26 protein-coding genes are annotated in these 24,996 nt (G+C 66.3%); 2 read left to right on the forward strand and 24 right to left on the reverse strand.

The genetic code is table 11. The annotated features are described in order from the left end of the window. Positions 1-17: 17 nt before the first annotated feature. The 24 genes from AC07WS_RS24540 to AC07WS_RS24655 all read right to left on the reverse strand — a co-directional run bounded on the left by AC07WS_RS24540 (position 18) and on the right by AC07WS_RS24655 (position 22,691). Positions 18-710 carry a 4'-phosphopantetheinyl transferase family protein gene (locus tag AC07WS_RS24540; protein ID WP_494731591.1) on the reverse strand — a complete coding sequence of 231 codons (693 nt, stop codon included), beginning with the start codon at positions 708-710 and terminating at the stop codon, positions 18-20. Between the two features lie 33 nt (positions 711-743). Continuing rightward, complete coding sequence (locus AC07WS_RS24545) at positions 744-1,985, reverse strand: hypothetical protein (protein WP_494731592.1); 1,242 nt, start codon at positions 1,983-1,985, stop codon at positions 744-746. 1 nt (position 1,986) lies between these two features. After that, the gene (locus AC07WS_RS24550) at positions 1,987-2,715 is read right to left on the reverse strand and encodes an outer membrane lipoprotein-sorting protein (protein ID WP_494731593.1); all 729 of its coding nucleotides are present in this window, start codon (positions 2,713-2,715) and stop codon (positions 1,987-1,989) included. Between the two features lie 27 nt (positions 2,716-2,742). Further along, positions 2,743-4,011, reverse strand: coding sequence for an ABC transporter permease (locus AC07WS_RS24555; RefSeq protein ID WP_494731594.1), 1,269 nt, complete (start codon positions 4,009-4,011; stop codon positions 2,743-2,745). Next, positions 3,999-4,712, reverse strand: a complete 714-nt coding sequence (locus AC07WS_RS24560) for an ABC transporter ATP-binding protein (RefSeq protein WP_494731595.1) — start codon at positions 4,710-4,712, stop codon at positions 3,999-4,001. Before AC07WS_RS24560 ends, AC07WS_RS24555 begins: the two co-directional genes overlap by 13 nt. 1 nt (position 4,713) lies before the next feature. Continuing rightward, on the reverse strand, positions 4,714-5,373 hold the full coding sequence (locus AC07WS_RS24565; protein WP_494731596.1) for a hypothetical protein: 660 nt from the start codon (positions 5,371-5,373) through the stop codon (positions 4,714-4,716). Between the two features lie 4 nt (positions 5,374-5,377). Next, positions 5,378-6,583: an alpha/beta fold hydrolase gene (locus tag AC07WS_RS24570; RefSeq protein ID WP_494731597.1), complete on the reverse strand. Its 1,206-nt coding sequence runs from the start codon at positions 6,581-6,583 to the stop codon at positions 5,378-5,380. Between the two features lie 20 nt (positions 6,584-6,603). After that, complete coding sequence (locus AC07WS_RS24575; RefSeq protein WP_494731598.1) at positions 6,604-8,382, reverse strand: non-ribosomal peptide synthetase; 1,779 nt, start codon at positions 8,380-8,382, stop codon at positions 6,604-6,606. 58 nt (positions 8,383-8,440) lie between these two features. Beyond that, complete coding sequence (locus tag AC07WS_RS24580; RefSeq protein ID WP_494731599.1) at positions 8,441-9,430, reverse strand: tetratricopeptide repeat protein; 990 nt, start codon at positions 9,428-9,430, stop codon at positions 8,441-8,443. 17 nt (positions 9,431-9,447) lie between these two features. Next, on the reverse strand, positions 9,448-10,389 hold the full coding sequence (locus tag AC07WS_RS24585) for a hypothetical protein (protein WP_494731600.1): 942 nt from the start codon (positions 10,387-10,389) through the stop codon (positions 9,448-9,450). Then, positions 10,386-11,597 (reverse strand): beta-ketoacyl synthase N-terminal-like domain-containing protein, encoded by a 1,212-nt coding sequence (locus AC07WS_RS24590; protein WP_494731601.1) that lies wholly within the window; start codon positions 11,595-11,597, stop codon positions 10,386-10,388. The genes AC07WS_RS24585 and AC07WS_RS24590 overlap by 4 nt, the downstream gene beginning before the upstream one ends. 13 nt (positions 11,598-11,610) lie before the next feature. Then, a complete protein-coding gene (locus AC07WS_RS24595) occupies positions 11,611-12,105 on the reverse strand; it encodes an ApeP family dehydratase (protein ID WP_494731602.1) in 495 nt (164 codons plus the stop codon). Between the two features lie 5 nt (positions 12,106-12,110). Beyond that, positions 12,111-12,374, reverse strand: a complete 264-nt coding sequence (locus tag AC07WS_RS24600) for an acyl carrier protein (protein ID WP_494731603.1) — start codon at positions 12,372-12,374, stop codon at positions 12,111-12,113. Between the two features lie 18 nt (positions 12,375-12,392). Beyond that, complete coding sequence (gene fabG / locus AC07WS_RS24605; RefSeq protein ID WP_494731604.1) at positions 12,393-13,121, reverse strand: 3-oxoacyl-ACP reductase FabG; 729 nt, start codon at positions 13,119-13,121, stop codon at positions 12,393-12,395. Between the two features lie 91 nt (positions 13,122-13,212). Then, on the reverse strand, positions 13,213-13,356 hold the full coding sequence (locus AC07WS_RS24610; protein WP_494731605.1) for a hypothetical protein: 144 nt from the start codon (positions 13,354-13,356) through the stop codon (positions 13,213-13,215). 124 nt (positions 13,357-13,480) lie between these two features. After that, positions 13,481-14,665, reverse strand: coding sequence for a lysophospholipid acyltransferase family protein (locus tag AC07WS_RS24615; RefSeq protein WP_494731606.1), 1,185 nt, complete (start codon positions 14,663-14,665; stop codon positions 13,481-13,483). Position 14,666: 1 nt separating this feature from the next. Further along, on the reverse strand, positions 14,667-15,932 hold the full coding sequence (locus tag AC07WS_RS24620) for an arginase family protein (RefSeq protein ID WP_494731607.1): 1,266 nt from the start codon (positions 15,930-15,932) through the stop codon (positions 14,667-14,669). After that, a complete protein-coding gene (locus AC07WS_RS24625) occupies positions 15,929-17,194 on the reverse strand; it encodes a hypothetical protein (protein WP_494731608.1) in 1,266 nt (421 codons plus the stop codon). Before AC07WS_RS24625 ends, AC07WS_RS24620 begins: the two co-directional genes overlap by 4 nt. Positions 17,195-17,743: 549 nt before the next feature. Continuing rightward, positions 17,744-18,511, reverse strand: a complete 768-nt coding sequence (locus AC07WS_RS24630; protein WP_494731609.1) for a LytR/AlgR family response regulator transcription factor — start codon at positions 18,509-18,511, stop codon at positions 17,744-17,746. 15 nt (positions 18,512-18,526) lie between these two features. Next, on the reverse strand, positions 18,527-19,675 hold the full coding sequence (locus tag AC07WS_RS24635) for a sensor histidine kinase (protein ID WP_494731610.1): 1,149 nt from the start codon (positions 19,673-19,675) through the stop codon (positions 18,527-18,529). Between the two features lie 54 nt (positions 19,676-19,729). Beyond that, complete coding sequence (locus AC07WS_RS24640) at positions 19,730-21,199, reverse strand: carotenoid oxygenase family protein (protein WP_494731611.1); 1,470 nt, start codon at positions 21,197-21,199, stop codon at positions 19,730-19,732. Positions 21,200-21,205: 6 nt separating this feature from the next. Beyond that, the gene (locus AC07WS_RS24645) at positions 21,206-21,598 is read right to left on the reverse strand and encodes a DUF2141 domain-containing protein (protein WP_494731612.1); all 393 of its coding nucleotides are present in this window, start codon (positions 21,596-21,598) and stop codon (positions 21,206-21,208) included. 195 nt (positions 21,599-21,793) lie between these two features. Then, positions 21,794-22,201: a lactoylglutathione lyase gene (gene gloA / locus AC07WS_RS24650; protein WP_494731613.1), complete on the reverse strand. Its 408-nt coding sequence runs from the start codon at positions 22,199-22,201 to the stop codon at positions 21,794-21,796. A gap of 58 nt (positions 22,202-22,259) precedes the next feature. Then, a complete protein-coding gene (locus tag AC07WS_RS24655) occupies positions 22,260-22,691 on the reverse strand; it encodes an OsmC family protein (protein ID WP_494731614.1) in 432 nt (143 codons plus the stop codon). 179 nt (positions 22,692-22,870) lie between these two features. On the opposite strand from AC07WS_RS24655, the gene AC07WS_RS24660 reads away from it, so the two are divergent. Together AC07WS_RS24660 and AC07WS_RS24665 are read left to right on the forward strand one after the other, a co-directional pair. Next, entirely contained in the window at positions 22,871-23,914 is a 1,044-nt protein-coding gene (locus AC07WS_RS24660; RefSeq protein WP_494731615.1) for a DUF3667 domain-containing protein, read from the forward strand. Positions 23,915-24,072: 158 nt separating this feature from the next. Then, entirely contained in the window at positions 24,073-24,981 is a 909-nt protein-coding gene (locus tag AC07WS_RS24665) for an NAD kinase (RefSeq protein ID WP_494731616.1), read from the forward strand. Positions 24,982-24,996: the final 15 nt, after the last annotated feature.

The following is a 24,996-nucleotide window of genomic DNA, read 5'->3' on the forward strand; positions in this document are numbered from 1 at the left end:
GCTGCACCGGGCCGCGCTCAGAAGGCGAACGCGGTCAGCACGGTTTCGGCGTCAAGCAAGCTGAAATCGATCCGGCCCTGGCGGCCGGCGGGCCACTCCGGACAGAGTGGCTGCCGGCTGGTGAACCGCAGGCTGCCGGCCGCGGTGTCGACCGCGTCGATTTGAATCGCGTCGAAACCGAAATAGCGGCCCAGCGTCGGAGACAGGGCTTTGTAAAAGCTTTCCTTGGCGGAGAAGACGGCGGTCAGCAGCATGGCATAAGGCCAGGCTGGCTGCGGATGCAAGGTCCGCAGCATGCGCAGTTCCGCCGCCGACACCACTTCCTTTTCGACACTGGCGACGGCGTCGGCGTCCAGCAGCGTCTCGATATCGATGCCCACGCCGCGCAGCGGGCCCGCCCGCATGACGCAGGCCGCCGCCCGCGTGTTGTTGTGGGTGATGGCGCCGATGGCGCCGTCTGGCCACAAGGGCTGGCGGCGGGCGCCGGTTCCAAGCTGTACCGCCGGCCATCCCGCGTGGGCCAGCGCCGCGCGCGCCGCCAACCGTCCAAAGAAATACTCGGCCTGGCGTTTGGGCACGCTGCCCGCGATGCCGGCCGGGCAGGCGATGCCTGCCTGCGTGAACTGGTCGAACGCGAACCGCGCCCGGTCGAAACCCAGCAGGTGCACCGGGATCGTCGTGCCTCCCGCCTGGTGGTGGATCAGGCGCACGGCGTGCTTGTGGGTTTCCAGCTCAGGCTCCGTTTAAAACTTCAAGCTGGCGCCGGCATACACCTGGCGTCGGGTAGGCAGCTGCGCCGTCACACTGCCGCTGGGGCCGCCATAGACGCGCACGCCCGCGTTCAGCTCCCAAGCCGAACTGGACCACGTCAGCGTGGCGGTCAGGATGCGGCCGGCATCGGCCGGATGCCACAGTCCATACACGCTGAAGGCATATCTGTCGTACGCCCAGTTAACCGAGGCCAGGACGGTGCTGCGGTGCAGATTGGTCTGCAACAGGGCGTTGCTCTGCCACGCCAGATTGGCCGCGAGCGGCATCTGCTCGGCCGGCGGGACGTGCGCCGCCATGTGCGACAAGGCGCGGTTGCGCGCGTGCCAGTCGCGCCAGCTCGCCTCGTCCGGGGCGCCGCCGTCCCACCACCATTCGGTGATCAGCGTCAGATTGCTGGCGCTGGACCAGGTATTGCCGAGCAATACGCGCTGCGCCGGGCCGATGGCGCAGTTGTGCGCCGGCGCCACGCTGACCAGCCCCTGCACCGCGTCCACACACAGCGTGTCGAGCGCCTGTGCGCGGTTCCACGATGCGTGCAGCTCGCTGCTTTCGGTCGCGACCCAGGAGAGCGCGGCGCCGACGCCGCCGTGGGTGCGCGCACCCCAGCGGCCAAATCCATACAGGTCGACCGCGCCCAGATGGCGGAAATAGCGCGCGGCCAGGGCCGGCTCGTCGCCGCCGAAGCTGTGCGCTGCCCGGGTGGGATTGACGGCGACCAGCGACAGGGCCGCCTCGTCGTCGAATTTCTCCGCCATCAGCAGCGGCCGTCCCTGCAGCGTGGTGTCGTTCACCACCAGGCGCGCTTCCTGCTGGATCAAATCGTTGGGACGAAAGCCCCAGCCCACGTCCCAGGACACGATCTTGCGCCCGACGGTGTAATACCAGCCCAGCGCCGAGCCGGAGGTGCTGAGTTCGTTGATGCGGGCGTCGCCGGACCAGGCCTGGCCCTGGGCCTTGGTCTGGCTCAGCGTGGCCGACCCGGCAAGCGGCCCGGCGGCCAGCCTGAGCTCGGTTTTCAGCAGCGCGCTGGACGGCGCCTCCTGCAGGCCCGGCAGCCCCAATTGCCGGGCCAGGGCCAGCGTGGAGGCGGGCTGCGGCTGCAGGTTGTCAACACGCAGGCGTACCCGGCCGCTGACGTCGACCGCGGGCTGGTCCTCTTCCGCCTGGGCGGCCGCGCCGGCCAGCAGGCAGAGGGCGAGCAAGGCGATGCGCAAGTCACTGCTCCAGATCGGGGGTGCGGGCGAGGAACATGGGATTGAGCCACTCCGGCGGGATCGCACGGTTCTTGCGCGACACATAGGTGACCCGCGTCATCTTGTGGTTGGACACCAGATCCTGCAAGTCCATATAGCTGACCATGCCGTTTTCCATGGCAAAGGTCGCGGTCTTGGCCAGCTTCTCCGACTGCACGTACAGCTCGGCCTTGACCGGCTCCTTCCTGGCCTTGCCCAGCCACAGTTCGATGCGCTGATAGGTCAGGCCCTTGCGCTTGCCGTTCAGGGTGAGATGCAGGCAGGCCTGCGCGCCGCAGGGCTCCTCGCCGACGATCTCGCCGTTGTAGTCCTCGGACCAGGCCAGCGTGGAGATATCGCCGGTCGAGGCCTCGCCCAGCAATTTCTGGGTGGGGGTGATGCGGATGGGGCGCTGGCTGGACGGCAGGAACATCCAGAAGTCGTCCCCCAGCATCAGCACCTTCTGCCCCTTCTCCGACGGGCTTTGCATCAGCACCAGCGTCTTGTGGCCGGCTTCCGCCAGGACCAGGTAGTCGCGGCGCTTCTCCATGGCGCCATCGCGGGCGTACACCTCGATGCGCGTCTGCACCTGCACATTGGCGGTGTTGGAGCGGTAGTAGTCGGCCTTCTTGATCAGTTCCTGGGCGTCGGGCGCCTCGGCCAGCGCCTGGCCTGCGTTCAGGCCCAGCAGTGCAATCAATAATAATTTCAAGGTGTCTCCAGGAATAGCGGTTGTGCTTCAGACATGGGCCAGCGCATCGACCACGCTTTGATTGAGGCTGCGGCGGGTGACGAAGATACTGGCCATCGCGCACAGCACGGGGAACACGGTGAGCACCAGCACCGTCATCTGCCAGCTCAGCGCGATCAGCAGCGGATAGCCGTAGGTATTGCCGGGCGGCGGCGGCATCTGCAGGTTGAGCATGACCAGCAGGCCGGCCACCAGCACCGCCAGCAAGGCGCCCAGCAGGGCGCCGCCGCCGCCCAGCAGCAGGGCCTCCAGGCCAAACATCTTGGTCAGCTGCGACGGCAGGGTGCCCATGGCGCGCAGGGTGCCGATTTCGCGGGTGCGTTCGACCACCGCCATGGCCATGGCGTTGGCCACCACGATGAACACGATCAGCGTGATGACCGTGCCCAGCGAGCCGAAAATGATGTCGTACAGGCCCTTGACGCTGCGGTAGACATCGGAGAAGTCCAGCCAGGTCTTGACCGTCAAGCCCTGCTCGCGGACGATGGGCAGTTGGGTGAAGCGCTGCTGCGCCGCCGCCACCCCGTCCATCTGGTCCAGATACACGCCGACGTTGCTGACGCGTTGGGTCGCCAGCAGGCGCTGCGCCGTGCCGAGGTCGCAGTACACCAGGCGGCGGTCAAGCTCGGTCACGCCGGAGCTGACGATGCCGCGCACGGTCACGTCGACCGCGTTGAATGCGCCTTCGGTGGTGGTGGCCAGCAAGGTCAGCTGACCGCCGACCCTGGCCTTGAGGGTGCGCGCCAGCGCTTCGCCGATCACCACCTCGTTGCTGTCGTTGCCGGAAATGACCTCGCCCTGGCGCACCCGCAGGAAGGGCCCGCGCACCGCGAACTCGGCGTCGGGATCGATGCCGACCGCCAGCATCACGGCCGATTTGTCGCCATTGCTGATGAGTCCGGTAAATTCGATCTTGGGCAGCACATTGCGCACATGCTCGTCGCCGAGCAAGACCTTGCGCAGCGCGTCCCAGTTGTCGAGGCCGGTTTGCAGGGGCAGGTCCTCCTCGCTGTCGAACGCCGCCGTCTTGGCCAGGATCAGGTGGCCGGTGCTGCGGGCGCTGGTCTCGGCCAGTCCGTGGTAGGTGAACAGCGCGAAGCCGGCCGACACCAGGATCGCGCACGCGCCCAGCGCCGTGATGCCCAGCGTGGTGAACGAGCGGCGTTTGTTGCGCAGGGTGTTGGCGGCGGCAAAGCGCAGCCATTTCAGCCAGGACTGCAGCCCGGCGTCGGCCGCTGCTTGATTCACGCTGTGCATGACCGTTGCTCCTCGTCGGTTGGCAGGATGACGCCGTCGCGCAGCGCGATCACGCGGTCGGCCCGGCGCGTCAGGCGCTCGTCGTGGCTGGCGATCAGGAACGCGGCGCCGTGCTTGTGCGCGCTGGCCCGCATCAGGTCCAGCATCTGGCCCGCGGTGGTCGAGTCGAGGCTGGCGGTCGGCTCGTCGGCGATCACCAGCGCCGGGTGCTTGATCAGCGCGCGGGCGATCGCCACCCGCTGCCGCTGGCCGCCCGACAGGGCGTCCGGACGGTGCCTGACGTGCTCGCTCAAACCCACTTCCTCCAGGATCTTCAGGACCCGGGCGCGGCGTTCGGCGGCCGCCACGCCCGCCACGAACAGCGGATATTCGACGTTTTCAAACACCGTCATCACCGGCACCAGGTTAAAGCTCTGGAAGATGAAGCCGATGCCGTCGCGCCGCCGCAGCGTGGCCGCGACGACGTCCTGGACGTCCACCCGCTCGCCCTGGAACAGCACCTCGCCGGCGTCGGCGGCGTCGATCAGGCCGCAGATATTGAGCAGGGTGCTCTTGCCGCTGCCCGACGGCCCGGTCAGCGCCAGCAGCTCGCCCTGGCGCACCTGCAGGTCCACCCCTTGCAGCGCCGGGATCAGATGCTGCCCCATGCGGTAGGTCTTGTGCACCTGGCTCAGGCTCAGGGGCAGTCGCTGGGCGTCCATCTCAACTGCCCAGTTTGTTCAGCAGCGCTTGCGCCTCGCCCGCCTGCGGCAGCTTCTTGCTGATGACGGCCTTGGCGTACTGCCTGGCCTGGTCGGCCTGCTTGGCCTTCCTGGCGCGCTGGGCTGCGCGCATCAGCACATTGCCCTGGAACGCAGGCGTGGCCTTGGCGAAGGCGGGGCTGGCGATCGTCTCGTCGAGCAGCTTGGCGGCGCGCGGCCCCTTGTGGAAAATCTCCGGCAGGCTGAGGAAGGTGCTGGCGGCGGTGAAGCGCACCATCAGGCTGCCCGGTTCGCCGTCGTAGCTGACCGCGTCGTTGGCCGGCGTCAGCAGCGCCAGCGCCTTCTCCAGCTGGGCGACACCGTCGTCGACCAGCGTCAGCATGGCCATCGGATCGCTGGCCGTGGTGGCCATCCAGGCATGGGCGGCGCCGGTGTACGCCAGCAGCACGGGATCGGCCGGCTCGGCCGCGCGCAGCGCGTCGAACGCCTGGTAGGCCTTTTTGATTTCCGACTTGTCCTTGTCGGCGGCCACAAAGTGCTTGAGCGCCGCCTGGTACTGGGCCTCGGTGGCGGCCTGGCCGCTGTGCATGATGGCGCCGAGGGCGATGGCCAGCAGGGCGGTGGAAAGCAGCTTGCGCCGCGCGGGGAAACGGAATGACATAGCGTTAGCCTTCAGTGAAAGGTGGGTTCGGTTGCGAAATAAAGGACGAGACCAGCGGCAGGAAGGCGTTCCCCTCCAGCAGCACATCGAGGTGGTTGCCGTCGTCGAGCTGGTGCAGGCGCGCATGGCCCAACAGCGCCGCCAGCTGGCGCGACTGTTCCGGATGCACCATGCGGTCGGCGCCGGTGGTGAGCACCAGCGCGGGGCAGGCGATGCGCGCGGCGCTGGCCCTGGCGTCGAAGGCCGCGGCGGCGCCATGCACCAGCGCATGGCGGCGCAGGCGCGACAGGCGGGTGTACGGGTCCAGGATGAAGGGCGCCAGCGCGGTCGGCACGCTCATGGCGAAGCCGGGTTCGAGCAGCGTGCGGTAGACCTCGCGCGCCTGCTCTTCGCTGCCGCACACCTGGGCCAGCATGGCGTTGTATTGCTGTTCGAAGGCGGTGGCCGGCTGCTCGTCGCCGACCTTGACGGCGGCGTGGCAGATGCTCAGCGACTGCACCCGCTCGCCCAGCATGTCCGCCGCCAGCAGCGCCGGCGCGGTGGCCACGCAGATGCCCACCAGGTGCACGCGCTCCAACCGGCAGGCGCGCATCACGTCGGCCACCTCGCCGGCCAGCGCCAGGATGGGATCGCCGTCGATGGCGGGCATGGGATCGGCGCCGGACAGCAGCGACGAGTCCCAGCACACGGCGGTGTGGCCGCGCGCCAGCTCGCCCAGCAGGGGACGCATGGCCGCCAGCGGCACGCCGCAGATGGGCAGCAACAGCACCGTGGGCGCGTCCTGCGGCGCGTCCGGCGAGGTCCAGGTTTCAATCCGCAGCTGCCCGCCGTTGCCGGCGGCGACGGTCTGGACGGCGGGGCGGCGCCGGCCGGCGTACCAGCGTTCCAGCAGGGCCGGCACGGCGGCCGGGTCGACGGATGCCAGCGCCGGGGCGGGCGCCAGATAGCGGCTCAGCGCCAGGTCCAGACTGTTGACGTCGGCCGGGCGGCGCGCGCAGCATTCGAACGGCGCCAGCGCCAGCGCGCCGGCCAGCGCGGCCAGCAGGCGCCGCACGCCCTCGAACGCCGGCGGGTCGAGGGGGGCGCGCGCAAACACCCGGGGCGCCGTGGCGCACGAGGCCAGAAAGCCGCGGCAGTCCTCCAGCGCCTGTATCAGGCGCAGCAGCTGGTCCGGCGCCGGCCCGGCGTCCGACGTGGATAAGTCAGCCATGCTCTTGTGCTCCCCCGTGCTCAGCCGGCGTCGACGCGCTGTTCGCGTATCGCCTCGGCCACCACATTGATCGTCACGCCGGTCTCCTGCACGTCCAGGATCAGCCTGACGTCGTAGATCGCCTGGACCGCGCTGAGCATCTTCACCAGCGTGATGGAGGTGCCGCCGAGCTGGAAGAAATCGTCGTCGTCGCCGACCTGCTGGCAGGCCAGCAGCTGCGACCAGATGGCGCGCAGCGCCGTGTGCATGGCGTCGTCCGCAACGCCGGCCTGAGGGGCGGGCTGCACGCAGGCCGAGAGGTCGAGCTTGCCGTTTTCATTCATGGGGAACTGCCTGACCAGGAAGTAGTTGGACGGCAGCAGATAGTGCGGCAGCGTGGCGGCCAGGCTGGCGCGCAGGCGCCGCTCGGTGGCGCCCGCGTCCCGCAGCGCCTCCTCGGTGGCGATCACGCAGGCGACCAGGCGTTGGTCATGGTCGCCGTAGTCCGCCGCGGTGGCGATGCAGTCGAGCACGCCGGGACAGGCGCGCAGCGCGGCCTCGACCTCGCCCGGCTCGATGCGGTAGCCGCGAATTTTCAACTGGCGGTCGGCGCGTGAAATATAGGCAAACTCGTTGGCGCCGATCTGCATGCCGAGGTCGCCGGAGTTGTACCAGCGTACCCCGTCGGCGGCGGTATAGAAGTGGCGGGCCGTCAGCGCGGCGGCGCCCAGGTAGCCGGCGCTCACGCCGGGACCGCCGACATGGATCAGGCCGGCCGTGCCCTGCGGCGCGGGGCTGCCGTCCTCCAGCACGATGCGCAGCTGCAGATCGCGGATCGGCGCGCCGATCGAATTGGGCCCGTCGCCGCTTATTGCTGCGGCCGTCACCCGGTGGTGCGTGGCGACGATGGTCGTTTCCGTCGGCCCGAACATGTTCACCAGCGCCGGCCGCTGCAGGCCGACCTGCTCGGCCCAGGGGCGCAGCGCCTGGTAGTCCAGCTTTTCGCCGCAGAAGACGATCATGCGCAGGCTGGCCGGACAGCCTTGCGCCAGCAGCGCCGGCATCAGGTTGCGGAAGGCCGACGGCGTCTGGATCAGCTGCGTGACCTGTTGCTGGCGCAGCAGCCCGGCAAAGCGCTCCGGATCGCGCGCCAGCTCCCGCGACACCACCACATGGCGTCCGCCGTGCAGCAGCGCGCCCCAGATTTCCCATCCCGACAAGTCGAACGATGGCGAATGGAAGCCGCACCAGACGTCGTCGGCCGACAGGCCGAATTCGTCGCGGGTCGACGCGAACAGCCGCAGCAGGTTGTCGTGGGTGACCATCACGCCCTTGGGATTGCCGGTCGAGCCCGAGGTGTACATGACGTACAGCAGGCGTCCGCTGCCGGCCGGCAGCTCCGGGCGGGCGGCCGGATGCAGGCGCTCGACGGCGACGCCGCCGCCCTGGCCGACGATGGCCGCCACCGCGCGGCTATCGTCGCGGATGAAGTCGCGCCGGCTGGCCGGATAGCGCGGATCGATCGGCACATAGGCCGCGCCGGCGCGCAGCGTGGCCAGCATGGCGACGATCAGGTCGATGCCGCGTTCGAGCAGCAGGGCGACGAAATCGCCGCGCCGCACGCCCGCCTGCTCCAGCTCGCCGGCCAGGCGTTCGGCGCGCAGCGCCAGCTCGCCGTAGCTGACGGCGTGCTGGTCCTGCACCACGGCGATCGCCTGCGGCCGGGCCGCGGCGCAGCGCGCAAAGCAGGCCTCGACGGACTGGGCGTCATGCTGCCCGGTGTTCTGATACTTCGACTCGATGATACGGACGGGTTCCACAAACTACCTCTTTCAACAACGGCTGGGATGAATCGCTGACACGGCTGGCGCTGGCGGGCTAGCTCAGTTCGGCCAGCATTTTTTTGGCGGTGTCCACATTCCCCTTCAACATGCCCGGCTGCTTCAGGAAGCGCTCCAGCAGGGCCTTGGCCTTCTGCTTGTCGCCCTTGGCGGCGTAGGCTTCGGCCAGGCGCTGGTCCACCGGCAACAGCTCGCTGCCCTTGAGGCCCTGGGCCTTTTCCAGTTGCGCGATGGCGCCGCTGAACTCGTTCTTCTGCAGCGCGCAGCGGCCCAGGCCGTAGTAGCCCTCGGCGCGCTCCGGGTAGTCCTTGCGCAGCTCGTCGAAGATGGCCTGCGCCTTGTCGGCCTGCTTGTCCTTGACCAGGTCCTGGCCCAGATCCATGCGCACCATGCGCAGCCGGCGCGCCAGCTGCTCGTCGCCGCCGACGCTGACGGCGCGGAACTCCTTGACCGCCAGCTCGATCTTGTCCTCCGCCATGGCGATCTGGCCGCGCAGCAGCCTGGCGTATTCGGCCTGTTCGGCCGGGGTCGCCTTTTCCGTCGCGCGCGCCTTGTCGATGCCGCCGCCCACCAGGCGCGGCGCGCCCAGGTAGAACTGGAGCAGGGCCGAGCGGGCCGGGAAATACGCCGGCTGCAATTGCACGGCCCGCTCGAACGCCTTGCCGATCGAGGCGCCATAGCGCATGGCGGTCAGCGGGCCGCCGCTGGCGATCTGCTGGCTCATCAGCATGCCGCTGGCAAAATGGCAGAGCGTGGCCTTGTCGTCGCGTTCCGCGCAGTCCTGCGCTTGCGCCAGCACCGCGCGGCCTTTGTCGGGGTCCGCGCTGGCCGCCAGGGCCAGCGCCAGCACGGCCTGCGGATCGCGCGGGTGCGACTGCAGATGGCTCTGGGCCTGCTGTTCCAGCTGGGGATACTGGCGCGCTTCGTAGAGCGACTGCCATTGCGGATTGGCGAACTCCGATACCTGGGCATGGGCCGCAGCGCCGGCTGCGGCCAGCAATAAGCACGGTAGATGATGACGCTTCATGATGATGATCCCGATGTTTAGGCGCTGCGTTGGAAGCCGAGGACAAAGCTGCTCTGGCCGGCGTCGCTGTGCATGGTGAAGCGCAGCAGGGCGCGCGTGTCCGCATCGCCCAGCAACTGATGCACGGCCAGCGGTATCAGGGCGGCGGTATAGATGTGCAGCAGGTTGGCGATGTCGAGCTCCAGCCGCGTCGCGTCCTGCCACGGCTCCGGCAATTCGATCGTGTCGCCATAGGCCGCCTGCGCGCAGATCGCCAGCTGCCAGTTGCCGGAGGCGGCGGGGGCGGTTCGGGTCAGGACCAGGCCGGCGGCGCCGCTGACCTTGGGGCGCCGGTCGCCCAGCGCGGCCAGCGCCTGGGTTTGAACGCTGCAGCTTTCGTCGGCGCCGATCACCACAAACGCATCGGAGCGCCCGTGGATGAAGGACAAATACACGTATTCCAGCGCGGCGCATATCCCCAGCGCGGCGTTGCCGAAGGCGATGGCGGCGGCGTGCGTGTCGAACACGGCCGAGGTCTGGGTGGTAATCGCGCTCGGTATCGAGCTTGGCAGCAGCATGGTGTCGGTCTTCGACCAGCCGGCCCGCACGCCGCACGTCTCGAATTCATGCGAGATGCCGGTGGTGTCGGACGCCGACGCGATCGCCACGCCCAGCCGCTCGCCGGGAATCTGTCCCTCGGGCAGGGTCTTCAGCAGGCTCTTGCCCAGCAGCGCCGCATAGACCGTGCTCTTGGCCGCCGAGCGGGCCCGCGCCACGCCGCTGCCGCGGCCGATGGCCACCGGCAGTTCGTCGGGCAGGCTGTCGCCGCGCAGCGCATAGCCGCCCGCGCCGTCGAAGTGGACCGGGCCGGCGGCGCCCTGCCACGCGGATGAGAGGGGCGCGGCGGTCACGCTGTAGTCGTGATTGAGCCATCCCAGACTATGCAGGTAAGGGCCGTTGCGCAACAGTTGTGCCTTCATACACGCTCCTGGACGGGAAAGATAACCGCGGCGGCGTTGATGCCGCCGAAGCCCAATGCGGTAATGAGCATGGGGCCCGGTTCGATGGTTTGCGGGGCGCCCAGCACGAGCGACAGGTTGGCGTACTCGGACTTGACGGTGCCGGCCACGTGGGGCAGCAGGCCCTGGCGGTTGGCCTCGCAGGCGGCCAGCACGTTGAAGCCGCTGGAGGCGCCCATGGTGTGGCCCAGCGAGCCCTTGGTCGATGTGCAGGGCGGCGATTTGTCGCCGAACACCAGCTGCGCCACCGCCGCCTCGGTCTTGTCGTTTTGCCGGGTGCCGGTGCCGTGCCAGAAAATGCCGCGCAGGTCGGATGGCTGCAGCCGCGCCTGCTCCATGGCGGACCAGATGGCGCGCGACACCCCCTGCGGATTCGGTTCGACCATGTGCGCCGCGTCGCAATAGGTGGCGGTGCCGGCCACCAGGCCCTGCACCTCGGCCGGCGCCAGCAGGCTGCGGCGCGCCACCAGCATGGCCACCGCGCCTTCGCCGACGGTGGTGCCGTCGCGGTCGACGTCGTAGGGGGTGCAGCCTTTGGCCGACATCGCGCCCAGATTGCTGAAGCCGACCGAGGCCACGCGCGACAGCACGTCCATGCCGACCAGCAGCACCGCGTCGCACAGGCCGGCGTTGATGCGGTCGGCCGCGTAGGACAGGGCGACCAGCGTGGAAGCGCAGGCCGCGGACACGTCGATGCCCAGCAGCTGGCGCTCCAGTCCGGCGTTGATGGCGTCCGTCAGGCGGCCGGTCAGCACGCCTTCCCAGGTGCGCGCCGCAATGCCGTCGTCGTCCGGGCTGGCATGCTGGCGGTCGACGATGGTCGACAGCGGACCGGGATCGAAATGGGAGCTGGCCGTGATCAGCGTCAGCGTGGCCTGCGGCTGATGCGCGAAGAAGTCGTCGACCACGGCTTTCATCTGCTGGCCCACCAGCCTGGCCAGCGCCACGGCGCGGTCCTCGTACTGCGGCTGGCCGTCGGTGCCGGGGAAGGGCGCGATGGCCGCCAGGGGCGGCGTGTCCGGCCATTGCTCGAAGATGTCTTTGCCGAAGGAGAATACCCGCTCGCCCGCCAACAAAGCCTGCCAGCAGTCGGGCCACGAGCTGGCGATATTGGCGATGGCGTAGCATTGACGCGCGATGGCGATTTCTTCACGGTACGGTTCAATCACGACGGTTTCCTTGTTAAGCTAGAGAGACGGCAGGCTTGCTCAGCGAAGCGCCGATGCCCGACACCTTGCACACCAGACGGTCGCCGGCCTTGACCACGCCCTCATACAGCGTCTTGCCGGCGATCTTGTCGCTGATCGTCACTTCCGCGGTGATGACTTCGCCGATGTAGGCCGGCGACAGGAAATCACCCTTGCAGCGCGCCAGCACATCGGTCAGCTCGGCGTTGCCGCCGCCGGACCCGGTGCCGGCTTCGCCGGCGGCGGTCAGCACGCCCAGCAGCATGGCGGCCTGGCCGACCAGTTCGATGAACAGCACGCCCGGCATGATGGACGGTCCCTCGGACAGGTGGGCCGCCATCATCGGGTCCGCCCCGGAGATCGCCTTCTGCACGACGATGTGCTTTTCACCCCATGCCAGTACCCGGTCCAGCAGCAGCCAGGGCGAGCGGTAGGGCACCAGGCTGACGATCTGGTGATATTCCAGCGCTTGTGGGAATCTGCTTTCCATGACTCTTATGCCTCGGCTTTCTGCGCTTCCCGCAGGCTGTCCAGTTCGAGGATGATGTCCCGCAGCTGTTCGCCGGTGCGGACCTCGGGCATGCGGTCGTCGGGCAGGCGCACGTCGTAGCGCTTTTGCACCTCGACCACCAGCGCCACGGCGCCCAGCGAATCCATCATGTATTCTTCGTAGAAATTGGCCGTCATGGAAAACTCTTCCAGTTCACGGTCCAGGGCGTATTCCACGATTTCTTTAATTTCAGCAGTTGTAAGTTGCATTTCTTTCCCCACCTCTATTTAATGCGCCGTCAGGCCGCCGTCGATTTGAATTGTTTGGCCGGTTATAAAATTGCCGCCTTCGCCCAGCAAAAAACTGACGAGGCGCGCCACCTCGGCCGGCTTGCCCAGGCGCCGCAGCGGCGTGTTGCCCACCAGCTTGCCGATCGACGCCGACGCCGTCGCCTCGACCATCCGGCTTTCGATCACACCCGGCGACACCACGTTGCAGTTGACGCCGAAGCGGCCGAGTTCGACCGCCGCGACCCGGCACATGCCTTCCAGGCCAGCCTTGGCCGCCGCGTAGGCGATCTGCCCCGGATTTCCCTTGACGCCGGTGACGGAGCCGATCAGGATGATGCGTCCATTGCCGGCCGTCATTAACGGCCGCGACAGCGCCCGCACAAAATGGAAGGCGCCGGTCAGATTGGTTTGCAGGACCTGCGACCAGTCCTCGTCGGACAGCAGCGCAATGGCGTGGTCGCGGGTAATGCCGGCGCAGTACACCAGGTCGGGCGCCGTGCCGAAATCGCGCTCGACTTGCGCCACCAGCGCGGTGACGGCCGCGCTGTCGCAGACATCCACCGCATACCAGCGGGCGTTCGGGGTGTCGGCCGGTATGCCGGACGGCGCCCGGGACCGGTGTGAATGGGTCATGGCCACGCTGCGGCCGCTTTGCAGCAACTCCAGCGCAATCTGTTCCCCGATATTTCCGCTGGCACCGACCACCAGACAACAACGTGCCGACATGGCATCTCCCCATCATGTTCTGTAACATTGGGCGCCGCCGTCTGAACGGCGGCGCCCAACTCAGCAAATAGCAATATCAGTCAGATATTGATTACTCTTCTGCGTTGTTCGACGCGGTGCAACGGCTGCTGGTGCTGGCGGAAACCATTTCCAGACGGGTCTCCAGCTCTTCGATCGACAGGATTTCCGATACGGTTTGCTCAGCTTTGACTTCTACGATCGAAACTTCTTTCATTACAATCTCCTCGTGAATAAACACCACCAGCCGTGGCAGGCATCCACCCGTTCATTGCCGGGCAAATTCTTGGGGTCGGACGCGCGCCGCACGGGGCGCGCCCGACCGGTAATCGGTGTTGCTGTCAGCCTGCCGCCGCGGCGGGAAACGGCACCAGCGCGCCGAGCTTGACCAGCTCGGCAACAATATGGGGCGGCGCCACCGTGGCCGCCTCGACCGGCCCATGGAAGGCCTGCTCCAGTACCTGCAGCGCCACCGGCGACAGCAGCTGGTAACTCAGCCGGCGTTTGCACATCAGCGCGGTCTGGTTCGGATACGGCAGCAGGGTGTAAGCCTGGTGGGCAAACGTCAAATGGTCGCCGGCCGGCGCTGCCGGGCCGGCACTGGCCACCGGCTCGGCAGCGTCGGCGGCGCCGATAAAGCGGTTGAGGTAGAGCCAGCCCTCCCAGCTTTCGGGCTTGCGCCGGATCCGCTCTTCCAGAATGGCGTACAGCTGGCGCGTGGTCTCTATCTGCGCCGCGCGCTGGCCCTGCGCCGGCGGCGCCAGCTCTGGCAGGCAGTGCAGCAGGCGGCGGCCGTTGTCCAGGTTCTCCACGTACAAGGGAACGATGGGCAGGTTCAAGCGCGACGCCAACTGCGCGACGCCGCCGCGCACCATGATGTGCCCGCCCAGGAAGGGGATCTGGATCATGCTCTTGTGGCGTGCCGCCATGCCGCCGAAGCCCGAGTTGCCGTCGATATAGATCACCAGCAGGCCGCCCCGGCCGAGAAAACGGATGGCCTCGCCCAGGCCCTCGAACGATTCCGCATCGAACAACTGGATGTCGGTGCGCTCCTGCATGCCGGGCACGGCCGAGGCGCCCAGCGCGTTGATCTGCGCCTGCTGCGCCGCGATCACGTCCGGCGTCACCAGCAGCCCCACCGGCCGCTCGCACTGGTTGCGCAGGTAGGCAATGATCAGGCGGTAGGAGTCGAGGTGGAAGGCGCAGTACAGCGAGCGCTTGCTCAACGACTTGCTCAGCCGCTCGGCCGATTCCACCTGGATCAGCTGGTCCAGCAAATCCCGGTAGCCGTTGCCCAGCTCGGGCGACGATTCGTAGGCGGCACACTCCTGGTTGCGGAAGACGCCGTCGACGATACTGCGCAGGTCGCGCCCGCGCAGCTCCGGCAGAAAGTGTTCAAGCATCAGCCCGGTCAGGCGCTCCAGCCTGGTGCGCATCTGCGGATCGCCCGCCACGGCCGTGTATTTGGTCGGCGTCTTGCGCGCCACGGCGGCGTCGCGCTGCTGGATGTAGTCGGATAGTTGCACGTCAGAGCGCCTCAGCAAAAGCGGGAAGTAGCGATAAAAGATGGGCGGCGCCTTGCATGGTCACCCCCTTGATGTCGGCGCCTGGATCGAGCTCGACCACATCGATGCCGACCACGCGCTTGTTGCGCAGCAGCGCCGTCAGCGCCAGGAACAGCTGCTCCCAGCTGATGCCGCCTGGGATAGGGCTGCCGGTGCCGGGGGCGATGGCCGGGTCCAGCACGTCGATGTCGATCGTCACGTAAATCGGCAGATCGTCCGGAATCGCCGCCAGCTGCCCGCTCTGCAAGCCGTGGATCAGCTCGGCGGCATTGCGGCTGATGACCCGCGGCGGCAGGACCGAGCCAAGGTTGTTGATGCCGCGCACACCCCATTGATAGGCGTGGCGTATGCCCGCGCACTCGGCCAGGGCGCTGGACAGGAAGTTGCCGTGATGGTTGTTGGCGACTGTCTTGAACAGCTTGTCCACCGCGGTCTGATAGCAGTCGTTGTGGGCATCGAAGTGCAGCACGCACAGTTCCGGCAGTTGCGCGCTCAAGCCCTTGAGCACGGGGCAGGTGATCGAGTGGTCGCCGCCGATGAAGATGGGGACCAGGCCGCGCCGCGCCATCTCCGCGGCAAGTTTTTCCAGCCGCTCGAAGATCGCGGTCGGATTTTCGTAGGGGTAGATGTAGAGGTCGCCCAGGTCTTTGACCCGCTCTTGCCGGTGCAGCGACTGCAGGGCTTGCGCGCGCTGCGCCAACTGCGCCGGAAAATAGCTGGCGATATTGGCTTCACGCAGGATGTTGTCGCGGCTCATGCGATGCGTCCCGAGCCACTGGCGCAGCGCCCCCGGCGCGTCCCTGGTGGCGCTGGACACGCCATTGCCCGCGCCATATGGCACGCCGACATAGCATATGTCGCCGCGCTGGCAGGCCGCGAGCGCGGCAAACTGGCCCCACAATGGCATGGCCGGCTCGATCAGCAGATAGTCCCGGGCGATGGCGTGATCCTTGCCGACCACGATGTTCTTGTCGCGCAAGAAGTGCAGCACACTGGACGCGAACTGCGTATCGATGCCGTCGCTGCCGTCCGGGCCGCACCCGGCGCCAGCCTGCAGCGCCTGAAGGACCTGGTGCTCCTTGCTGCCCAGTTTGTAGGAGCGTTTGCTGATCAGATGTTTGACCACCACGCCGCCATCGGGCTGCGGGCTCAGGCGCGCAGCCTCGGACAGTTTGTACTGGCACAGCGCATCCATGCTGAGCGCGCCGCCGTCGACCGTAGTGTTCATGCCTGGCCCGCCTCGGCCCGGCCGGAGCGCCAGGCGGACATGCCGAACGAAATCGTGCGGCGGCCGATCATGACAAAGGCAAACAGCAGGAAGAACTGATAGGCGATGTGGGCGGAGATGTCCACGGTGCCCCATAAAGTTTCGCTATGCGCTATGGCATCGGTCAGCTCGCTTAATTTGCCGGGCAAAATCTTGACGAATTCAATTAATAACTTAATCAGTAGATAGCCGAAATAAAGCAGGAATATCGTGGCGCCCACGACATAGGCGGCCAGTCCGGCATTTTCCCGCCAGGCGGCGCCATATACGGTGGCCCATTTGAGCGGCGAAGTGCGTAAAATCCTGCCCAGCAGTTTTAAATGCTGCTTGCGTAAATTTATAATATCGAAATAGTCGCCGTACACCCAATACCCGTCAAATTTCAGGAACGGGTTCAAATTGGCGAAAATAATATAAAGCGATACGTAAAATGCGTACAGAATTAATTCAGACGACCTCAGCTGTGCTATCAGCAATAAGCCAATAGTCGCGATAAACTGGAAATACACGCCGCCAAGATTTACCACGATGCGCTGCGAGGCGGAAAGTTTCCATGTGTTGGACATATTCACATAAAACACCGGGAAAATAAGATACGCGCCGACGTTGATACGGTCTATCTCGCAATTGAAGCGTCTGGCTGCGGCTAAATGGCCCAGCTCGTGGATCACTGCCACGGCAAACGTCAGCAGGTATAGCTTGCCATATTGCGCCGCGGAGAAGCTGGCCGGGGCATGGATCAGGCGCTCCAGAGTGACGTAGGTGAAATTGCCGAAAAAGATGGCGCCCATCAGCACGCTCAGCATCAGCACCAGCGTCACGGCGACCGCCGGCCGGGAAAACATGATGGCTGCACGGCCGGCGATATGGCTGGCCACCAGGCGCGGCATCAGTGGGAACAGGAAGGTGATGGAATCCGGATCGGCCAGCCCCGGGCCGGATTGCTCCTCGGCATGGCGGGGCAGCAGCACGCCCATGGCCGGCAGCTTGACGCTTAAGAGCTCTTCAAAGGCTTCCCGTGTGATGCTGAATTTTTTCGCGATATTTTCAAATATTTGATCCGCATCATGGTTGGCTTGCAGTCCCGCCACAATATCGCCCACCGCGGCATCCACATAATACTGGCGGCTATTCGTGCTCAATAGATACTGGCGTTTGACGGACCCCGGATTATTGGTTGGCTCGAGCCTGACTGTCGGGTTTAAACAATAATCTTGAGGCATGCCTGGACCAATATTATTCGAGATGAATTAATAAAAGACAAATGTTTCAAACATGTTACAAACATCGATTGCCGCCTGTCAAGCCATTTTTAGCTTAAATAATTCTGGCATATCGGCGTTTGGCACTTCCCGTACACAGCTTGAATCCGGTGCATTAATTAGTTGCCAAAAAAGATAGTACAATTAGAAATTTACGAATGTCAAGCTCTTATTTGCAGAAATTTCTGCCGAATATAGATGTGCGACAGATGCGAATCGGAGAGGAGGGTTAGGGCTGAGCGCCGGCATGGTATGCAATAATGTGTGAGTTTCTTAAAAAACAATTGTACTTTTTTGCTAGAAATAGGGTGTTCCTGGTAAAAAGGTCTTATTTGAAGCGCTATTTCCGCGGCGCACAGGTCGGGCGGCCGCGCTCAGGGGGGCTGAATGGCGATCCGGAACGCCAGCCTGCAGCCGTTCCGGACGGCGCGCCCGGTGCGAAAAATAGACAACGTTGTCGTTGTGACCATGCAACAGTTCTGCGTCCACCTGGCGCTGGACGGCGCGGACTTATAGTTGCCGGAACAGATGGAGGTAGGCGCGGCTGACCAGCAACTCCTCTGGCCGCTTCTTCAATTTGACCAGCGTGCGGCCGCGGAAATCGCGCTTGGTGCCGGCCATGTGTTTCACTGCCACCACCGTGCCGCGGTGAACCTGCCAGAAGTGCCTGGCATCGAGGCCGTCGATAACTTCCGCGAGGGGCATGCGGATCAGCGATTCCCCCTCTTCGGTAAACACCGACACATATTTGTTGTTGGCCTCAAAATAAATCACTTCGTCCAGGGCGATCATGCGCGTCTCGTTGCCGTGCGCTGCCAGTATCCACTCCAGCGGGGAGCTGGCCGGCGGCTGCGCCAAGGTCGCCACCAGCCGGGCCAGCACATCGGCGGCGGGCGGCGCGCTGTCGCTGCCGGCCAGCTGCCGCTTGAGCCGTTCCACCGCGCGGCCCAGGCGTTCGCGCGTGGGCGGCTTGAGCAGATAATCGGCCGCTTCGCGCTCGAATGCGTCGACCGCATACTGATCGTGGGCGGTGACGAAGACCACGCGCGGCACGGCGCGCAGGGCCTGCAGCCGGCTCGCCACCTCGAGTCCGGTCAGCCCGGGCATGCGGATGTCCAGGAAGGCGATGGACGGCGACAGCTCGTCGATGAGCCGCAAGGCGTCCAGGCCATTGCTGGCGGTGGCCACGATGGCCAGCTCAGGCCACAGCGCGGCCAGTTCGGCTTGGAGGAAGTCGACGAGAACTGGCTCGTCGTCGGCAATCAGTGCGGTAGGCATGGCGGTTGTGGCGCTTCAGGCAGTGGGGGTGGACGACGGTAGGGGAATGCGCAAGGTCACGCTGACGCCGCCCGCCGCATTGTCGGTGATGCTCAGGCTGCCATCGTCACCGTACAGGGCGGCGATGCGCTCGCGCAGGTTGGACAAGCCCACCCCGCCGGCGACCTTGCCCGGAGCCGTGGAGCGGAAACCGACGCCGCTGTCCCGGATCAGGATGCGCAAATGCTGCCGCTCGATGTCGGCGGTCAGCACGATTTCGCCGCCCGCCACTTTCGGCTCCAGTCCGTGGCTGATGGCGTTTTCCACCACCGGTTGCAGCAGCATCGGCGGCAGCGGGACGCGCGCGGCGTCGCCGCCCAGCTCGATCCGGTAGCGCAGGCGCTCGCCCATCCTCAATTTCATCAATTCCAGATAGGCGGTGATGGTGTCGATTTCCCGTTGCAAGGGGGCGGCGCTGGCCCGGCTGGCCACCAGCGTGACGCGCAGGTAGTCGATCAGGCGTTCCAGCAGCAGCCGGGCGCGTTCGGGGGCCGGCTGGATCAGGCCGACCGCATTGGCCAGCGTGTTATACAGGAAATGCGGTTCTATCTGTGCCTGCAGCATCCGCAGCTGGGCTTCGAGCGCGCGGCGTTCGGCCTCCAGCGCGCGGCGCTGCTCGGCCGCGAGGCGCTCCTTGGCCTGCACTTCGCGTTCGCGCGCCAGATACGAGAACAGGAGCGCGAACGAGACCAGCATCGACACAATGGCAAAGCTCAGGACTATGCCGGGTGTGAAGATTTCGTGGTGGGCCGCCGCCGGGTTCAGCAGCGTGAGGCCGATGAAGTAGCCGGCAAACACGCCGCAGGTGGAGAGCGCCACGTTGTACCCCCCGCGCAGCCAGCCGTGCATATGGTGCTGCCATGGGGTCAGCACCATGTTGCCGAGCGCGTAAAGCCCATGCACGGTGTAGGCGATCGCCATCGCGATGACGAAGTCGCTGCCCAGCTGTTCCATCAGGCGCCCGCGCGGCAAGTCGTACGCAAACAGGCCGAAGAACAGCAGCCAGCCCGCGATACCGAGCAGGAAGGTGTACGCCAGGTCGCGTAGCAGTCCCGCCGGGACGCGGCGGAACAGCGGGATCAGGTCAAGCGGGTGGTCGGTCGACATAAAGTGGGTCAGTGCCAAGGTGAATATCCGATTATGCGGGAGCGGGGGGCGCCAAACAAGCCGTCGACCGCCTTAGGCCGCCAGGAAGTTACCGTGGAAACAGAGCGGCGCCGCGTAGGGCAGGCGCGCCCGCGCCAGCGGCCCGTGCGATAGATGGGCGCCATCGAAGACCGTCAGCACGCTCTGCTGCCGGCGCACGTCGTATGCCACGCCCAGCAGCCACTGGCCCCGTCCCGAGGCTTTCGCCACCGGGATGTGCTCCTCCACAAGCCAGCCCGGGCCATATTCGAAGCGCTCGACCCTGCCGCTTTCCACGTCCAGGCAGGCCAGACCGGTCATGCCGAATTCCGAGGTGCTGTGGCTGGTGGTGACGAACAGTTGGCGGTAGCGGCCGCCGATGTCGGCGCTGGCGACACGGGGAAACTCGGTGCCGCGCAACAGCGGCTCGCTGCGGGCGCTGCCGCTGGCCAGGTTCAGCGTGATGAGCACGCTGTCGGTGCTGGTCTCGTGCCAGGACTCGCCGCGCATCACACCGCCGAGGGCGCGCAGATTGCTGTCGTCGGCGGCCATGCACGCATCGAAACGCAGCACCTCGCCCTCATCCCAGCCATTGCCCAGGTGAAGCGCCATGCTGGCCGGCATTTCGAATACGCGCCGCAGCGTGAAGTCGGCGCGGTCGATCACCAGCGCGCGCAGGGGTCGCTTGCCATTCCACACATGCGTTCCCAGGTAGCTGGTGTGCGGCGCGCCGTGCCGGTCGAAAGGCGGCACCAGGAAGACCATGTAGTGTGCGGTGACCACGAAATCGTGCACCATGGACAGGTGCGGCACGTCGAGCAGGCCGAATTTGCCCAGGCTGCCATCCGGGGCGACGCGCCACAGCACCAGCTTATTCGCTCCCGGGACCACGCCGAAATTCCACAGCGTGCCGTCGGGGGTGATCTTGGGATGGGCGGAAAAGGGCAGGGCGGCCAGATCGTCGCGCCAGGTCCGTATCCCGCGGGTCGCCAGGCTGGACGGGTCGAGTTCGGTGGCCGAGCCCCCTTCCCACAGCGCGTACAGCTTGCCCGCGTGCGGCACGGCGTTGGTGTTGGCGGCGTTGACCGTGTCGTTGTTGCCCACCGGCTGGCGCATGATATCGGTGCCGAAGGCCGGATACAGGAACCGGCTGGCGGCCGATTCTTCCACGTACTTGTTGGTCTGCACAAAACACGCTTCGTGCCGGACGCTGCCGCCTTGGATGCGCCACGCGTGCACCATGCCGTCGCCATCGAACCAGTGGCGGTAGCGCTCGTCGCCCAGCTCGAAACGCGCCGGGCCGTTGCGGTAGAAGGTGCCGCTGAGTTCGGCGGGCCAGCGGCCTTCCACGACCGCGTTGCCGCCCAGGCGCTCGGCCGCGCAGTTGCGCAGCGCAGCCAGCCGGGGGTGGGCCGGCAGCTTGCTGAGATAGCTGTCCCGGGTCTCGTCTGCCCTGGCCCAGTCCGGCAACGCCAGCAGCGCGCCGCCCGCGGTCACGCCGCGCAGGAAATCACGCCGGTGCATGGCGGTTCAGCGCAGGGTGATGGCGATGGTGCCGCCGGCCGCCGCCAGGGGCGCGAGCGACTGCTGGAAATCCGGCGGCCCGTAGCGGCCCGCCGCATCGTTGCTGAAGCCGTAGGGTTCGATCGGCATGCCCACCGGGTTCACGTCCAGGTCGCCGTTGCCGTTCCTGTCCTGGAAAACGCTGAGCGCGTAGTCGCCGGGCGGCAGGCCGGCGATGACCAGCCGCACCTTGTCCGGTTGCGCCGCCACCGCCGCCGTGCGCATGGGGCGCTTGAGAAAGTCCTCGGCCTTGTCGTAGACGGCGACCAGCACCTGGCCCTTGCCATCCTTCAGTCCGGCGACCTCGACGGTCAGGTCGGCCGCCTGTGCCAGCCCGCCGGCGGCCAATGCGATGGCCATTACAGATTGAAAAAACCGTGTCATGCTGCGTCCCCTCAGTTGATCGCCGATTGCGATGGCCGCATCTTGCCCCACCAGCCCGAGGTCTGCTTGGGTATCGGACGAAGCGACGTCCTGGGTGCGCGAATGGCGCTTTCCGCTGCGCGAACGGCCGATGGCGCCGCCGGTTTTGCCGGCGCCGCCCGGCGCGGCTTATTAAAGCCCCGCGCCCTGGCCGTCGAAACGCCGTTCGATCAATTCGATCTTGTAGCCGTCCGGATCGGTGACGAAGGCGATCACCGTCGAGCCGCCCTTGACCGGGCCCGGTTCGCGGGTGACGGCGCCGCCGTTGGCCTTGACGGCGTCGCAGGCGCTGACGATGTCGTCGGCCGAGATGGCGATATGGCCGTAGGCCGTGCCCAGCTCGTAGCTGCTCTGGCCGTAGTTGTAGGTCAGCTCCAGCTCGGCGTGCTCCGGGTTGGCGCCGTAGCCGAGGAAGGCCAGCGTGTACCGGTACTCGGGATTGTCGCTGGTGCGCAGCAGCTTCATGCCGAGCACCTTGGTGTAGAAATCGATCGAGCGCTGGAGGTCGCCGACCCGCAGCATGGTGTGCAGAATACGCATCGTGGTCTTTCGTGGGAACGGATAAACCAGAATTCTATGCGTTTTGCCGCAACCGCGCTCAGCGCTCGAGCCGCGCGTCCAGCGTGATGTGGGTGTTCAGCAGTTTGGACACCGGGCAGTTCTGCTTGGCCTTGAGGGCCGCCTCCTCGAATTTCTGCTGGTCGGCGCCGGCGATCCTGGCCACCAGGTTCAGGTGGACCTCGGTGATGGCGAAGTTGCCGTCCACCTTGTCGAGCGTGACGGTGGCCGTGGTGCTGAGGTTTTGCGCCGTCAGGCCGGCCTCGGCCAGGATGCCGGACAGGGCCATCGTGAAGCAGCCCGCGTGCGCGGCGCCGATCAGTTCCTCCGGATTGGTGCCGGGGCCGTCTTCGAAGCGGGCGTGGAATCCGTACTGGACGTTGTCCATGGCGCCGCTCTGCGTGGAAATCTTGCCGCCGCCGTCTTTCAGGCCGCCGCTCCATACTGCCGAACCCGTGTGTTTGCTGCTCATGATGTTGACTCCTTATTTGCCTGCGGTTGTGGTGGCGGAAGGCTTGCCGATCCTGTGGCTGCAACCATCTTAACCAGTTGTTTTTTTCACGGGCGCTACATTGAATTCCGACAACTATCGGATGAACTCGTTTATCATTTGGACACTTTTTCCATGCCCTTAACGATCAGGATGTTTGCATGAGCACTGCCGTCACCCAGGAACACGAGGCCCACGCGCCGCCGGACCATTGCCCCAATTGCGAGGCGCCGCTCGGCGGCCACTTCTGCGCGAACTGCGGCCAGGAAGCCATCCTGCACCACGCCAGCACGCGCGAGTTCCTGCACGAGTTCGTCGGCCACTACGTCGCGCTCGAGGGCAAGCTGTGGGGCACGGTGATGCGCCTGCTGTTCCGGCCCGGCGCGCTGACCCTGGAATACATCCGGGGCCGCCGCGTGCGCTTCGTGCAGCCGCTGCGCCTGTATCTCACGCTGAGCCTGGTGTTCTTCGCGCTGATGAAGTTCACCAGCGGCTTCGATCCGGTCGCGGACGACAAGGAAAAGAAGCCCGAGCTTGCGGCGACCTCGGCGGCGGACGCGGCGCGCCAGGCCGCCAAGGCGGCCGCGCCGCTCAAGCCGCTCACGCCGGAAGAGCAGCGCGGCAAGGCCGCCGCCGAGGCGGCGATCGGCGCCATGCAGGAAGACTTCAAGCAGGAGGACGCCGCCGTCGCCGCGGAGCGCAGCAAGAGCAAGAACAATGTCGACTTCAGCCTGATGGACAAGGACGGCGACTTCCTCAAGCGCTGGCCGACGCTCAGGCACAAATGGCAGGCCTTCGAAGACCTGCCGGGCGACGAAAAAGGCAAGGTCTTCTCGGAGGGCTTCTATCACTACGCGCCGTATGCGATCTTCTGCCTGATGCCGGTGTTCGCGCTGATGCTCAAGGTGCTGTACCTGGGCTCGGGCAAGCGCTTCGGCGAGCACCTGCTGTTCGCGCTGCACACCAACGCCTTCGCCTTTTTCATCTACAGCGTGATGCTGGTGATACCGCTCGGCGTCGTCAACTTCGTGCTGTGGTGCTGGCTGCTGGGCTACCTGCCGTGGGCCATGCGGCGCGTGTACGGCGGCAGCCGCTGGGGCGTGTTCTTCCGCTGGGGCACCCTGATGACCTTTTATTCGGTGGCGATCGGCGTGGCGGTGTTCCTGTCGATGCTGGCCGGGATCATGAGCGTCGGCGGCCACTGAGCGGCCACCGGGGTCCTTGCAGTCTGGCGGCCCGCACACTATACTGCGCAAAATACTGTTTAAACGTACAGTCGTGAGGCGGGCGGGTGATGGCAGAAGCCTGCGTTATGGGTTACCCTGCTGCGTGTCGCCGACCTCACCCCTTAGCCGAGATTTTTATGACCGCCACGCACGCCGTATATCAAACCATCGCACTGGTCGTGCGCCAGAACACCGACGGCATCGCCGAATCGGTGCGCAGCGTGGTCGATCTGCTGCAGCGGGACGGCTACACGGCGGTGTTCGAAGAGCAGACCGCCGCCCATCTCGGCTTCGCGCTGGACCGGGTGCGGGTGATGAGCGCCACCGACATCGGCGCCCACTGCGACGCCGCCATCGTCATGGGCGGCGACGGCACCATGCTGGGCATCGCGCGCCAGCTGGCGCCGTTCGACGTGCCGCTGATCGGCATCAACCAGGGCCGCCTGGGCTTCATGACCGACATCCCGCTCGACGCCATGCTCGACGTGCTGCCCAAGATCCTGGCCGGCCGCTGCAAGGCCGAGCGCCGCACGCTGCTCGAAGGGCGCGTGGTGCGCGACGGCGCCACCATCCACGTCGGCCTGGCCGTCAACGACGTCGTGGTCTCGCGCGGCGCCGGCGCCGGCATGGCCGAGCTGCGGGTCGACGTCGACGGCCACTTCATGTACAACCAGCGCTCCGACGGCTTGATCATCTCCACACCCACCGGCTCCACCGCGTACGCGCTGTCGGCCGGCGGGCCGCTGCTGCACCCCAGCCTGGGCGGCGTGGTGCTGGTGCCGATCGCGCCGCACGCGCTGTCGAACCGGCCCATCGTGCTACCCGAGTCCAGCGAGATTGTGGTGGAGATCGTGCGCGGGCGCGACATCAGCGTCAACTTCGACATGCAGACCTTCGCCAGCCTGACGGCGCAGGACCGGATCATCATCCAGCGTTCGCCGCACTCGATCACCTTCCTGCACCCGGAAGGCTGGAGCTACTACAACACGCTGCGCGAAAAGCTGCACTGGAACGAACATCCTTCCGTTGAAGGCAAACTCAATTAACCTCACCAGGCCTCC

It is taken from the genome of Duganella sp. GW821-FHT01E12 (assembly GCF_059422325.1).